At 71.5% G+C, this 13,022-nt stretch carries 11 protein-coding genes and 1 tRNA gene; 6 read left to right on the plus strand and 6 right to left on the minus strand.

All coding sequences use genetic code 11. The annotated features are described in order from the left end of the window. Window position 1: 1 nt before the first annotated feature. Window positions 2–1,609 carry a PP2C family protein-serine/threonine phosphatase gene (locus EKH77_RS16425; RefSeq protein ID WP_126915112.1) on the minus strand — a complete coding sequence of 536 codons (1,608 nt, stop codon included), beginning with the start codon at window positions 1,607–1,609 and terminating at the stop codon, window positions 2–4. Window positions 1,610–2,416: 807 nt separating this feature from the next. Between EKH77_RS16425 and EKH77_RS16430 the strand changes: the two genes are divergently transcribed. Together EKH77_RS16430 and EKH77_RS16435 are read left to right on the plus strand one after the other, a co-directional pair. Next, window positions 2,417–3,154 carry a bifunctional DNA primase/polymerase gene (locus EKH77_RS16430; protein ID WP_126915113.1) on the plus strand — a complete coding sequence of 246 codons (738 nt, stop codon included), beginning with the start codon at window positions 2,417–2,419 and terminating at the stop codon, window positions 3,152–3,154. 427 nt (window positions 3,155–3,581) lie between these two features. Beyond that, the gene (locus EKH77_RS16435) at window positions 3,582–4,352 is read left to right on the plus strand and encodes a hypothetical protein (RefSeq protein WP_240667378.1); all 771 of its coding nucleotides are present in this window, start codon (window positions 3,582–3,584) and stop codon (window positions 4,350–4,352) included. Window positions 4,353–4,974: 622 nt separating this feature from the next. On the opposite strand, the gene EKH77_RS16440 is transcribed toward EKH77_RS16435, so the two are convergent. From EKH77_RS16440 to EKH77_RS16450, 3 genes are all read right to left on the minus strand, one after another. After that, a complete protein-coding gene (locus tag EKH77_RS16440; RefSeq protein WP_126915114.1) occupies window positions 4,975–5,943 on the minus strand; it encodes a DUF5926 family protein in 969 nt (322 codons plus the stop codon). A gap of 358 nt (window positions 5,944–6,301) precedes the next feature. Beyond that, window positions 6,302–6,826 (minus strand): ATP-binding protein, encoded by a 525-nt coding sequence (locus EKH77_RS16445; protein WP_240667750.1) that lies wholly within the window; start codon window positions 6,824–6,826, stop codon window positions 6,302–6,304. Between the two features lie 282 nt (window positions 6,827–7,108). Beyond that, a complete protein-coding gene (locus EKH77_RS16450) occupies window positions 7,109–7,954 on the minus strand; it encodes a glycerophosphodiester phosphodiesterase (protein WP_126915115.1) in 846 nt (281 codons plus the stop codon). Between the two features lie 176 nt (window positions 7,955–8,130). Between EKH77_RS16450 and EKH77_RS16455 the strand changes: the two genes are divergently transcribed. The 4 genes from EKH77_RS16455 (at window position 8,131) to EKH77_RS16470 (ending at window position 11,573) form a co-directional block, all read left to right on the plus strand. After that, window positions 8,131–9,765, plus strand: a complete 1,635-nt coding sequence (locus tag EKH77_RS16455; RefSeq protein WP_126915116.1) for a S1C family serine protease — start codon at window positions 8,131–8,133, stop codon at window positions 9,763–9,765. A 127-nt stretch (window positions 9,766–9,892) separates the two neighbouring features. Next, the gene (locus tag EKH77_RS16460; RefSeq protein WP_126915117.1) at window positions 9,893–10,072 is read left to right on the plus strand and encodes a hypothetical protein; all 180 of its coding nucleotides are present in this window, start codon (window positions 9,893–9,895) and stop codon (window positions 10,070–10,072) included. A gap of 102 nt (window positions 10,073–10,174) precedes the next feature. After that, window positions 10,175–10,264: transfer RNA gene (locus tag EKH77_RS16465), tRNA-Ser, on the plus strand. Window positions 10,265–10,517: 253 nt separating this feature from the next. Then, window positions 10,518–11,573: a DUF4365 domain-containing protein gene (locus EKH77_RS16470; protein WP_164737802.1), complete on the plus strand. Its 1,056-nt coding sequence runs from the start codon at window positions 10,518–10,520 to the stop codon at window positions 11,571–11,573. A gap of 70 nt (window positions 11,574–11,643) precedes the next feature. Here EKH77_RS16470 and EKH77_RS16475 read toward each other — a convergent pair whose 3' ends face one another. Together EKH77_RS16475 and EKH77_RS33365 are read right to left on the minus strand one after the other, a co-directional pair. After that, a complete protein-coding gene (locus tag EKH77_RS16475) occupies window positions 11,644–12,273 on the minus strand; it encodes a hypothetical protein (RefSeq protein WP_206279858.1) in 630 nt (209 codons plus the stop codon). A gap of 33 nt (window positions 12,274–12,306) precedes the next feature. Beyond that, window positions 12,307–12,702 carry a hypothetical protein gene (locus tag EKH77_RS33365; protein ID WP_206279859.1) on the minus strand — a complete coding sequence of 132 codons (396 nt, stop codon included), beginning with the start codon at window positions 12,700–12,702 and terminating at the stop codon, window positions 12,307–12,309. Window positions 12,703–13,022 lie beyond the last annotated feature (320 nt).

Genomic DNA, 13,022 nt, shown 5'->3' on the forward strand with positions numbered 1-13,022 from the left:
GTCATTCGAAGTGGGCCACCAGGAGGACGACGTCCTCCGCCGGGTCCGCCGGGTCGCCGCCCTCCGGCTCGGGCAGGACCGTGCGCAGCACGTGGTCCGCGATGGCCTCCGGGTCGCGCCGGGCGGACCGGGGGACGGTCGCCGCCGCCGAGCGGAGCCGGGCGAAGGCCCGGTCCATGCTGTCGCCGGTGCGGTGGAGCAGGCCGTCGCTGTAGAAGAGGAGCGTTTCTCCGGGTTCCGGTTCGATTTCCACGCTGGGCGCCTCCCAGCAGGCCAGCATGCCGAGCGGGGCGGAGAGGGAGGTCTCCACGTACTCGACCCGGCCGGGGCCGACGATCAGCGGTGAGCAGTGGCCCGCCCCGGCGACGACGACCTTCCTGCCCCGGCCCTCGCCCGGGAGGGTCCCGGGCGGCTCGCAGTAGGCGAAGAGGGCCGTCGCCGTGCGGGCGGGCTCGGTCAGTCTGAGCAGCAGCTCCAGGTCGGAGAGGACGGCTACCGGATCCTCGCCCTCCATCACGGCGTACGCGCGCAGGGAGGCCCGCAGCCGCCCCGTCGCGGCGACCACTCCGGGGCCGGAATCGGTGATGCCGCCGATGGCGAGCCCCAGCGCGCCCTCGGGCAGCGGCAGCGCGTCGAACCAGTTCCCGCCGCCGCGGGGCCCGGTGCGGTGGCGGACGGCGAGACGGATGCCGGGGACCCGGGGGAGCCTGCTGGGCAGCAGCTCCTCGCGGAGGGCGGCCACGGTGTCGCGGGCGCCGGTGAGCTCGATGAGCCGGGCCAGGTGCTCGGCGGCGTAGCCGCAGTAGAGGCCGGCCAGGTGGCGCTGGCGCTCGTTCGGCTCGGCGGGCTCGTCGTAGAGCCATACGGCCGCGCCGACGCGGCCCGCGCCGGGCGGCGCGTCCGCGTCCGGGCCGGACGGCGGCCCCGCCGCCGACTCCAGGGGGAGGGCGTAGCTGGCGGCGTAGCCGAGCCGGGCGGCGACCTCGCGGTACCGGGGGTCGAGGCCGTCCTCGCCCGGGATGTCGGGGTGGATCCTGCCACTGCGGTCGCCCTCGGGCGGGAGGTCGTCGAGGAGACGTACGTACGGGCTGCCGAAGGGGCCTGCGTCGTCCGGGGCGAGGTACGGGCCGTCGTACTGGCCGTCGTACTGGCTGGGGGACCGTGGGTCGTGGGTGCGCGGGCTGTGGGCCGGCGGGCCATTGGTCGTGGGTCCGTGGGTCCGGGGGGCGTGGGCCGGGGGGATGGTCTCGATGTGGCCGATGTCGGCGTGGCCGAGGCCCAGACCGACGGTGACCGGGTGCCCGGTGCCGGAGTCCGGGTGGAGGGTGACGAGGCCGCGTCCGGCACCCACCAGGGAGGCCCCGGCGCGGAGCAGCTCGCGCAGGGCGGCGTCGAGGTCGGCGGTGCGGCTGAGCCGTTCGGTCAGCTCGTGGAGCGTCGTCAGGTCGGACACCCAGCCGGCGAGGCGGTCCTGGAAGAGGGTCCCCGAGGCGGGGGAGGACGCCTCGGGAGTGGTGGGGGGAGTGGGGACCGCGGGGGCGGAAGTGTGCGCGGGAGCCGGGACCGGTGGATTGATTCCGGCCACTTTCGGCGGGTGGGGGCTCGTCATGGCGAGCCGCCCGGGCGGGGGCGTGCGCGGCCGCTCCCGGGGCCCGTCCGGGAGCCGGCCCGGGGTGGCCCGCCGGGCCCGCACGACCAGTGGGTTGGCCTGGGTGTTCCGCTCAATAGCACCGCAAACCCCCTGTCGTGTTGCGCGCTATCAGTGCTCCACATGTACACGCCCGGGCAAGGGGATGTCCAGCATTGGACCAGTGGGATTCATGGTGTCTGATGAGGCTTCCGTCCTCCTCGGAGTTCCCCGAAGTTTGGCCGGAAAATAGTGCCGTGGCCCTGGAATTGCGATCGACTGGCCTCGCTCCAGCAGCGCGTCACATCCACCGTGGTGGGTACGTACTCGGAGAAGGGCAGCGGCAGTTGGGGCCGCCCCGCAACCCGGCGGCGGGCCCGAGCGTCTTATCGGTCAACGGCCACGCCCATCCCCGAGCGGCGTGGGGCAACCCATGCCGCAGGCGAGGGGCGCACCGGCTCAGCACGAAGCGCCATGCGCGCGCCACCCCCCGCCAGGTTTCACGCTCGGCCCGTGGCGTGATGCGCTGCGTCGTACGCGTAGTGACTTTGATCCACGTGGTGTGCCGGTCCGGGAGCCCGCGGCGCGGCGCGGTCCGCGCCGAGCAGTGCCCGTAGTGCCATGTAGTCCCCTCGGTTCGCGGGGGCTACGCGCAATTCCCGCAGTGCTTTCGCAGTTCCCGCAGTTCCAGCAGCACCCCTGCACCGCTCAGCGTCATGTACGTGCAATACGGCCCCTGCCGACGGGCAGGGGCCCACCTTCGGCGTTCACGGAAAGGAACGAGCGCTCATGCGCGAGATCCTCGGAAGGCGACGCAAGCTCTCCCTCCGGCGGGCCGGCCGCTCGGCCGTACTCACCGCGGCCCTGACCTACGCGACGGAGTGGCAGTGGCCCGTGCTCCCCGGTGTCGGCCTGCGGCCCGGCATCGGCCGCGTACGCGAGTGCGGCTGCCCCGACCCGGACTGCGCGGTCCCCGGCGCCCACCCCTTCGACCCGGGGCTGCTGGCGGCCACCACCGACGCCAGGATGGTCCGCTGGTGGTGGACCAATCGCCCGGAGGCGCCCGTGGTCCTCGCCACCGGCGGCCGGGCGCCGTGCGCCGTGAGCCTGCCGGCGGTGGCCGGTGCCCGCGCGCTGGCCGCGTTCGACAGGGCGGGCGTCCGGCTCGGCCCGGTGGTGGCCACCCCCACCCGCTGGTCCCTGCTGGTGGCCCCCTACTCCCTCGAAGTCCTCGGCGAACTCCTGCACAGCCAGGACTGGGTGCCCGGGGCGCTGCGCTTCCACGGTGAGGGCGGGTACGCCGTGCTGCCGCCCTCGCCCACGGGCGCGGGCCGGGTGCGCTGGGAGCGGGCCCCGAGGCCGGCGGGCGCCACCACCGGCCGAGGCGGACGCTCCGCTTCCAAGCGGCGGCTCGACGGTCTGGCCCGGCCCTGGCTGCCCGACGTGGCCACGGTCATCGACGTCCTGGTCGAGCAGACCGTCGGCGCCACGGGCAGCCAGGGCGGTGGCACGCGGCTCGCCCACTGAGGCGCTGGGGCACTGAGCCACCGGGGTACCGGGGCTGGGGCACTGAGCCCGTTCCCGGGCACACCCGGGGCCCGGCGGGGGCCTGGTCGGCTGCAGGAGCGCGTACGGACGGGAGACGCACGCGCTCGCACTCCTCGCTCTCTCCTCGGACTTCCCCCGGACTCACTCTTCCGGGTGTAAGCCGGGGAGAGAACCGCAGGAAACGGCCGCGCGAGGCCCCGAAGGGCCGGGTCGTGCCCGTATGTTCGGGATCCGGGCAGTGCCGGGCGCCGTGCCAAGGGCGCCGTCGGCCCGGCGGGGCGAGGGTTCGCGCGGGTCCGTACCGGGGTCATCGGTACGGGGCCCTTGAGGCGTACCGCGCCGCGAAATCCGTTCCGTGTCCCGCGGCCGCGCGCTCGAGCGCCCGTGGAGAGTTGCAGGTGGTCCCATGGTGCGTGCGTCCAGTGTTCCCGGCAGTGTTCCCGGCGCGGCCGGGCAGCGCGCGGCGAATCTCCGGATGATCGCCCTCGCGAGCGCGGTGGTGCTGGCGGTGGTGCTGCCGCTGGCCGTCGCCGCGGCGGGCCCGGCGGGGGTGGCGGGCCGGGAGAAGTCCCGGACGAAGCCGGATTCCGGAGCGGGCTCCGGCGCTTCGGGAGTGCCGGGGGCGTCCGGGGCCTCCGGGGCGGAATCCGGAAGGGGCGCCGGCCGGGAACGTGCCGGCGGGGACGCCGCGCGGGCCGGTGCCCGGGGCGTGGCGGGCGGTCCGCGCCCGGCCGGATTCGGTGCGCCGGGATCCACGCGCGGCCCCCTCGGACAGGGCGCCGCCGACGGCCGCGACCCTGCGGACCCGCTCGCTCCGGCCCTGGCCACCGGCCTCGCGGGCTCCACCCGGTGCGGTCCCGAACTCGGTTCGCCGGAGGGCGTGGAGGCCCAGACCTGCGTCCTCGAACGGGACCGGGACACCTGGGCCCGCACGTACTACCGCAACGCGACGGGCGCACCTCTGGTCGGCGTGCTCACCCTGATGGCCCCCGACGGCCGGACCGTGCAGGTGAACTGCGAGCTCGCCGCAACCGATGATCCGGACATGTGCGAGACCCCCCACGAACGGACCGTGCGCGGACATGGCTCGTATGCGGCGGTCTCGGAGATCGCCTCGATGGATGGGAAGCTCCTCCTCCGCTCCGGCGGCAACTCGGCGGCGCCCGAGGACGGTTAGTCCGGGATCGCGCGTCGGCGCCTACGGGGCATTCGTTTCCAGGTCTTGGGGAGTCCGCCCGCGGGGGTAGCGGGGGCTCGCTGTGGGCGCCCCCTGGGCCGGCTGTGAGCCCGTACGCGCACCACAGCGCCCCACGGCGTACGCGGTGGTGGGCGGGGCGAAGCGTCGGGGGTGGGCCCGGGGCCGGAGTGGCGGGGCGCCGGAGAGGTGCCGGAAGGCGGCGGCCGGAGCCCGGACGGAGTGTGTTCGGCGTCCGTTCGGCGTCCGGGCATGGAAACGCCCGGTCGCTGGCGACGGGGGATGCACCAGCGACCGGGCTCCTAGAACGGTAACAAGAGATCTGCGGTTCGCAAATTCGATCGTGGATTTCCGGACGCCGATTTCCGGTCTGACAGCGGGAGTTGTGACAGGAGTCACGCGGCTTGACCGGTCGTTTACCGTTCCGGGGCGCCGGAAGTGCCCCATCCGGCCCTGTTCGACGGTGCGGCCGATTCCGGGTGGGTTGCGGGGCGGACGGCGGGGCGTGACCGAATGACGATCACGGGAGTTCGCGTGATCGCCATCGGCCGGGCCGTCCCGCCGGCTGTCCCGCCGGCCGCCCCGTCGACCGTCCCAGGCGGCGTCAGTTCAGGGTGACCTGACGGCTCGTGAGACCGCTGCGGGCGCGACGCTCCTCGGGGGTCAGCGGGGTCTCGTCCGCCAGCGCCGCCGCCAGCCGCTCCGCGAAGGCCTCCGCCGGCTTCTGCACGTCCTCCGCGCGCATCGCGGACGGCAGGTCCCACACCGGCACGGTCAGCCCGTGCGCGCGGAACGAGCCGACGAGGCGGGTGCCCTCGCCGAGCGAGCTCGTACCGGCCGCGTGCAGCCGCGCGAGGGCGTCCAGCAGCCGCTCCTCCGGCTCGGTCATCACCCAGCGCAGGTGGTTCTTCTCCGGCGTCTCGCACCAGTAGGCGGAGCCGACGCCGGAGAGCCGGACGGTCGGGATCGCGGCGGCGTTGGCCCGCTCCAGCGACGCGGCGACCTCACCGGTGGCGCCCTCCGCGTTCTCCACCCAGAACTCGAAGCCCGTGTGGACGGCGGGCTCGAAGGGGGCGGCCGGGTCCAGCAGGTCCTGAAGGCGCGGCCCCTCGGCGTCGCCCCGCTCGGCGGCGACCGGGGTGCCGGGCTCGGCCTTCAGCGCGCGCAGCAGGGTGTCGGCCAGGTCGCGGCTGAGGTCACCGGTGGCGGTGTCGTTCTGCAGCCCCAGCAGCACGGCGCCGTTGTCGCGGCGCAGGGCCGGCCAGGCCATCGGCAGCACCGTCGCCAGGGTCACCGACGGCACGCCCTCCGGCAGCCCGTCCTTCAGCTTCAGCTCCACCGTCGCGGCGGGCACCAGCTCGCGCAGGGCGACCCAGTCGGCCTCGCCGGGCAGCCCCTCGAAGGGGCGCCGCACCAGCTCGACGGCGGCGTGGGTGGCGGCACGGCCGTGGCAGGCCTTGTAACGGCGGCCCGAGCCGCAGGGGCAGGGCTCACGGGCGCCGACTACGGGGACCACCACGTCACCGGCGTGCGGCTGGGCGGCCTTGGTCTGGGGGCGGCGCTTCTTGGCCATGGTGTGCGTGTCTCCCGATCGAATGCGTCCGGCCCGTCCGTGCCCGTCCGTCTGTCCGTCCGTCTGTGCGTCCGGCGGTGGTGCGGGGCGCGGGCCCGGCGCTGGTCGATTTCTCGTTCCCGAGGCAGGCCGTTTGCCTGCGGGCGCGAGCCTAGCGCCCGGCTGTGACGGCACGGCCGGGCACGCGGGAGAGGTCGCGCGGGCGGGCGCGTACGGGGGCGCGTCGCGCGGGCCGACGGGGCGACGGACGGGGCGACGGGGGTGGGCCGGCGCGGGGATCGGACGGGCGGGTGCCCCCCTCCCCGCGTCTACGTGCGTCAATGCGGGCGAGCGGGCGGGCCTGGTCGGCTACGGGCGACTACGTCAGATCGGACAGATCAGATAGATCGGACAGGCCGGTCAGATCCCCGAACTCGGTGAGGCCGGGGAAGCCCAGGGTGGTGGCCGGGCCGGGATCGACGCGCGTAGCGAAACCGGCGCGTGCGGAGAGCGCCGCCCAGACCGTCACCTCGCCCGTGGCGTCACGGACGCCCCAGTCCTGGGAGAGCGCGTTGATGATGTTCAGTCCGCGGCCGCCGCGCGCGGTGACCGAGGGAGTGGCCGGAAAGGGACGGGTGGGCCCGCCGCCGTCGGTCACCTCGACCGTGAGCCTGCCGCGCCCGTCCATCCGCCAGGCGGCCCTGACGAGACCGGGATCGTCCGCGCCCCGCTCGCCCTTGTCACGGCTCAGCGGGCGACCGTGGCGGTACGCGTTGCTGAGCAGCTCGGAAAGGATCAGTACCGCGTCGTCGATGACCGAATCCGGTACCCCGCCGGCGCGCAATTCCTTGCGCATCCGGTGTCTCGCCTCGCCCACACCGGCAGGACCATGGGGTACGGCCATGATCGACGACGTGGGCACCTCCTGTGCCACCACCAACGCCACCCCCGAGACCTCCTTTGCCCCACGTCAGGGGATGGATGCCCCAATGGACTGGACCGGAAACCGGCCAACCTCCGCCCGGTGGGGCACTCACGACGGCCGAATACGCACCGAACGCGCCGGTGCACTCCTTGTAATGGCGCCGGAGCCTCCGGATCAGCCGAACGGCCGATCAAGGCCCGCGCGTACGTCGACGGCTCGCGTACGTCGACGGCTGCTTACGGCCGCTTCCGGCTACTCCGCCTATTTCCGGCCGAGCTGGGTCAGGACGGCCTTGGGCCGGTTGGTGATGATGGCGTCCACGCCGAGGCGGACGCACAGCTCGACGTCCTCCGGCTCGTTGACCGTCCAGACGTGCACGGCGTTGCCCGCGCGGCGCAGCCGGGTCACGTAGTCGGGGTTGTTGCGGACGATGCGGATGCTGGGCCCGGCGATCCCCACGCCCTGGGGCAGCCGTCCGTCGCGGTAGCGGGGGTTGATGAACTGCATCAGATAGACGGTGGGCAGCGCGGGCGCCGCCGCCCGCACCCGGTGCAGGGACCGGGCCGAGAAGCTCATCACCCGTACGGGCGAGGGCTCGTCCGGCGGCGGCTCGGCCAGGCCGAAGCGGTCCAGCAGGGCCAGCAGCCGCTCCTCGACCTGGCCCGCCCAGCGGGTGGGGTGCTTGGTCTCGATGGCCAGCTCGACCCTGCGCCCGGAGTCGGCGACGAGCTCCAGCAGCCGCTCCAGGGTGAGCACGGAGGTGCTCTCGCGGTCGGCGGCGAGGCCGCTCACCCGCGCCGGATCGGGGTCGGTGTCGCGGTCCGGCGCCTCGGGCTCGCCCGCCGCGGCCTTCCACGAGCCGAAGTCCAGGGCCGCGAGGTCGGCCAGCTCCAGGGTGGACACGGCGCCCCGCCCGTTGGACGTGCGGTTGACCCGGCGGTCGTGGACGCAGACGAGATGCCCGTCGGCGGTCAGCCGCACATCGCACTCCAGGGCGTCCGCGCCGTCCTCGATCGCCTTGCGATAGGCGGCCAGGGTGTGTTCCGGAGCGTCCTCGGAGGCTCCGCGGTGGGCGACGACGTCGAGGAGGTGGCGCTCTTGGGTCACCGCGTTATGGTGCCACCGGCTGGCACAATCGCGCATGGGGGACGATTTGTCGGTAGTAAGGACCGGCGGCCGAGGTCACAGCCTCCGCTTACGGCGGCCTGACGTGCCATGGGAAAGGCTGGACGCGGACCCTGGTGATCGTGGCCGGGCATGAGCATGAGACAGAGGAGACAACAGTGAGCACCGAGAACGAGGGCGCCTCCGTTCCGTCCGCGGCGGAGCCGCGGCCGGAGTCTCCGACGTCACCGCCGGCCGACGCTCCGGCACCGGTGAACGCTCCCGCACCGGCGGGCACTCCCGCACCGGTGGACGCTCCCGCACTGGCGAACGCTCCCGCTCCGGCGGAGGAGCGGACGGCGCAGCTGCCTCCTGTGGCCCTGGAGAAGGAGGCACCGGCGCCCGCCGCCCCCTCCGCTCCTGCGGTGGATCCCGCCGCCGGGTCCGAGTACGGCCGGCAGACGCCCCCGACCACACCCCCGTCCGCTCCCGCGCCCGAGGCCCCGACCGCGCAGTTCCCGGCCGGCCCGCCGCAGCCCGCGTACAACGCCACCAACGCGACCGGCGTCCCCATGCCCGGCACTCCGGACGCCGGCCAGTGGTACGGCGGCGCGGCGGCGCCCCCGCCGTACGGCGCGGCGGCCGCGCCCTGGGGCGCCCCGACCCCGCCGCCGCGGCGCGGCCGGTCGGGCGGCCTGGTGGCGGCCGTGCTCGCCGCGGCCCTCGTCGCGGGCGGTGTCGGCGGCGGCATCGGCTTCTGGGCCGCCAAGGGGAGCGACGACAGCTCCACGACGGTCTCCTCCTCCGGTGACCCGAAGATCGAGAGCCGTACGCCGGGTTCGGTCGCGGACATCGCGAGCAAGGCGCTGCCGAGCGTCGTGACCATCGAGGCGCAGAGCAGCAACGGTGAGGGCGGTACGGGCACGGGCTTCGTCTACGACACCCAGGGCCACATCCTCACCAACAACCACGTGGTCGCCTCGGCCGCCGACAGCGGCAAGCTCTCGGTGACGTTCTCCGACGGCAAGAACTACGACGCGGAGGTGCTGGGCCGCGCCCAGGGCTACGACGTCGCCGTCATCAAGCTGAAGAACCCTTCCGGCGCCAAGCTCACCCCGCTTCCGCTCGGTGACTCCGACAAGGCGGCGGTGGGTGACGCGACGGTCGCCATCGGCGCGCCCTTCGGGCTGTCCGGCACGGTCACGACCGGCATCGTCAGCGCCAAGAAGCGCCCGGTCGCCTCCAGCGACGGCGGCAGCGGCGGCCAGGCCTCGTACATGAGCGCCCTCCAGACGGACGCGTCGATCAACCCGGGCAACTCCGGCGGCCCGCTGCTCAACGCCCAGGGCGCGGTCATCGGCATCAACTCCGCCATCCAGTCGGCGGGCAACGGCGGCGGTGGATTCGGCGGCGGCCAGGGCCAGTCCGGCAGCATCGGCCTGGGCTTCGCCATCCCGATCAACCAGGCGAAGAACGTCGCCCAGCAGCTGATGAAGGACCACACGCCGATCTACCCGGTCATCTCGGCGACGGTCAACATGAAGGACAACGTCAACGGCGCCCGGATCGCCTCGGGCGGCGACGGAAGCAGCCAGTCCGTCACCCCGGGCGGCCCGGCCGACAAGGCCGGCCTCAAGCCGGGCGACGTCATCACCAAGCTCGACGACACCACGATCGACAGCGGCCCCACCCTCATCAGCGAGATCTGGACCCACAAGCCGGGTGACAAGGTCACCGTCACCTACGTCCGCGATGGCAAGACGGCGACGACGGAGATCACGCTGGGCGAGCGCCGCGGCGACAAGGTGGGCTGACGCCCGTCGGGCCCGCCTCTGACATCCCACTTTCCAGATAAAAGTCGCATAATGGCCGCATAGCACCCATCCAGAGCTCTCCCCTGCCCGGGGAGGGCTCGCCCGACCTCCACCAGGAGGTGTGCTCATGGCCGGTGGCGACTTCTACACACACGACAGGCCGGACAACCCGCGACTGCCGGAGGACCGGCCGCGCGGAGGCGGACCGGGAAGCACCGCGCTGGCGCACCATCCCATGCGGATCGGTGTCGTCATCGTCATCGCCGTCCTCGTGGTGCTGGCCTTCGGGATCATGCTCTTCCCCTAGACCACCGGCCGGCCCCATGACCATCCAGTGGCGGCCGGGCCTCCACCCCCAATCCACGTACCCGGTAGGCTGTCCACGCGTCGCTCCCAGTGGGCGACGCGTGGAGACTTGCCCGAGCGGCCTAAGGGAACGGTCTTGAAAACCGTCGTGGCAGCGATGTCACCGTGGGTTCAAATCCCACAGTCTCCGCCAGTCCTGTGTTAGCGCAGGTCAGAAGGGGTGTCCCGGTTCGGGGCGCCCCTTTCGCGTTGGGGCCGTCTCACCTTAGTCCGCCTCTGTCACGCCGTTGATCAGCGCGTGTGGACCAGGCGTGGACCAGGGCCAGCGTCCACGCAGGGCTCTGTGGGCTGCCGGTTTGCGGTGTGACGGCCTGTTGGCTGCGTCATGGTTGTCAGTCCTCCTCCCTACGATGAGCACTCTTCAACGACAGCGGAGGGGGCTTGCTGTGGCCAAGGTGCTGCCTACGAAGAAGACCGAGCGCGCTGGGGTGAACGAGTTCCGGGCTCTCATGGAGTCCGCCGGCCACATCGTCCAGGAGATCGACGGTGGGAATGACTACGGGGAAGACTGCTACCTGAGCTTTACAGAGCATGGGGAGCGGACAGGTGACATCGTCGCCGTGCAGGTGAAGAGTGGCGGGAAGTATCGCCGGGCGGTTGGCTACGGGATCCCGTGTCGAGACCACGTGGGCGATTGGACGCGAAGCCGCATCCCTGTTATTGGGATCGTGTATGACCCAGAACTCAAGAAGCTTTTTTGGGTCAACATGACTCAGTACTTGCTTGAGCAGCTGAAGCAAGGGAAGCGACCGAAGAGCGTGCCGGTAAGTGAATCTGCGATTCTCGACGCCGATACGCTGGTCTCTATTGTGGCGAATGTCCGTCATTTTATCGCGAGAAATGACGGGTTACGACATGTGGAATCCCGGGGTGCTCGACATCCAATTCGGACCTTTCGGCGCTATCTGAACCGAGAATCGAATGAGATAGATCGGACGCCGGTTGGTCGAATCCCTTACGAGATGGCTACATCCGAAGTTGACTTCCATGAGCGTCATCCAGGATTCAATCCAGCCTTTCTCAAGTGGTCCGCTTGGCTCCTCACGACGGTCGTTCTCGCTGTACAAGGCCCCGCTCTTTACGTGGCAGCCGACAGTCAGCACCGTGACTGGTGGATCTGGAACGGGTGGACTTGGCTGGTGTGCTATTACGGGACAGTGCTATACCTGCTCCGAGTGAGTAAGCAGGATCCGCAAAAGCGGCGGGGGCGATTGCTGAGCTTCGTAAGTTGTTGCCTAATCGCATGCGGCATGTTTGTGACAGTGGGGCATCAGGGCTCCGGCTTTGTTGTCAATCGAGAGTTCGAACGATGGTTCATAGATCTGATGCCCGTGTTCGCGAAAATTGCCATAATGCACGTAAGTCACTACTACGTGGACCGTGAGCGCGAGCGGCGGAGACGATTGAAGGCCGCCTATCCTGATGGCATTCCGTCTAGGTGAAGATATCTCGTCTTCGATACGAAAAGGGATGCCGTCTTTTGGTGACATCCCTTTTCGTATCGGAAACTTGTCAGGTGAGGTCGGTGGCCGTAAGCGCTAGCTCGATCTTTTCGTTTGCTTCCTGCTGAAGGCCGTGGATGACCTTGGCGTAGAAGCGAAAGAGGACGGCGATGCTGTGGCCCGCGCGGCGGGCGACCTCGGCGGGAGCGACGCCGGACATTAGCCACAGGGAAACGCCCGCGCGCCGGAGGGAATATGGCTTCTCGGCGAGTGGCGTAGCCGCCTCGGCTTCCGTCAGTACGGTGAGCCGAGCGGCCTTCCAGATGTCGCCGTACTCCTTGGAAAGCAGGTGTCCGCCCTGAGTGGCGCGGAACAGTCGGCCGTCTGCGGCGACACCGAATGTGGCGATGTGCTCGCGGAGCATGCGGACTAGGACGGGTGGAATGGGAACCGAGCGGGTGGCGTTGCGGGCCCTGCGCTTCAGGCCCCGGGAGTCGAAGGACTCGCCCGTGTCGGTCCAGGCCGAGCCAACCCGGGGCGTACTGCGGGCGAGGACAAGTTCCCCCCAACCGGTCTCAGGCAGAACGCAGTCGGGCAGTGCGAGGGCGGTTGCCTCGGCCGGGCGAGCGGCGGCGTAGTACAGGCAGCCGAAGAACGCCTTCAGATGGGCGCCCCGCTCGCTCTGCTCAGCGACACCCATGACAGGCCGCTTCGCCAGATCCGCGCCGGGTACCTACCGGAAATCGATCTCGTCATCGACTTCCGGGGCCTTCCAGTCCACCTTGTCCAGAGGAACCTTCGCCAGCAGCTCGCATTCGACCGCGTACCGCAGGGCGTTGCTGAACACCGGCACTTTCCGGTTCACGGTGTTCGCGGCAGCGGCTTTACCGTCGAGCTTGAGCGACAACGCGTGCAGGGCGGAGCGTACGACCGAAGGGGCTTCCAAGTCCGTCACCTTGAGGGACTTTCGGGCTACCCAGTCGAGGGCGGCCCGGATGTCGTCGGGAATTGGTTCCACTTCGGTGCGCGGTTGCCATTTCTCCTCGGCGTCAAGGGCGGCCCGCTCACGCGTGCCGCCGCGCGCTGGCGGCCCGTGGCCGCCGCCGCTCCTGTCTACCGCCCCGCTCACGGCGGCCCCCCGCCACTCAGCGCGCAAAGCCCAACCGAGCGCGACGACCAGGCCCAGGAAGTACCTCGGACCGCCCGGCGGCGACACGCACCAGGCCGATACTGCCGAAGGCCACCGCGTAGTCGCCGCCTTAGGGGCGTGGGCCAGGCAGGCATGCGGCGCAGCGGCCGACGGGGGCGTCGGCCGTGACGGAATGGATAGCGTGGCTGATGCCGGTGGGTGGTTGCTGGAGCCACACGTGGCGGGCGGCCGTAGTAGTGCGGGTGCGTCGTGGCTGACTTTCTGTGGTCACCGTTGACTGGGGATTTCGAGAAGCAAAG

It is taken from the genome of Streptomyces luteoverticillatus (assembly GCF_003970715.1).
Classification (GTDB): domain Bacteria; phylum Actinomycetota; class Actinomycetes; order Streptomycetales; family Streptomycetaceae; genus Streptomyces; species Streptomyces abikoensis.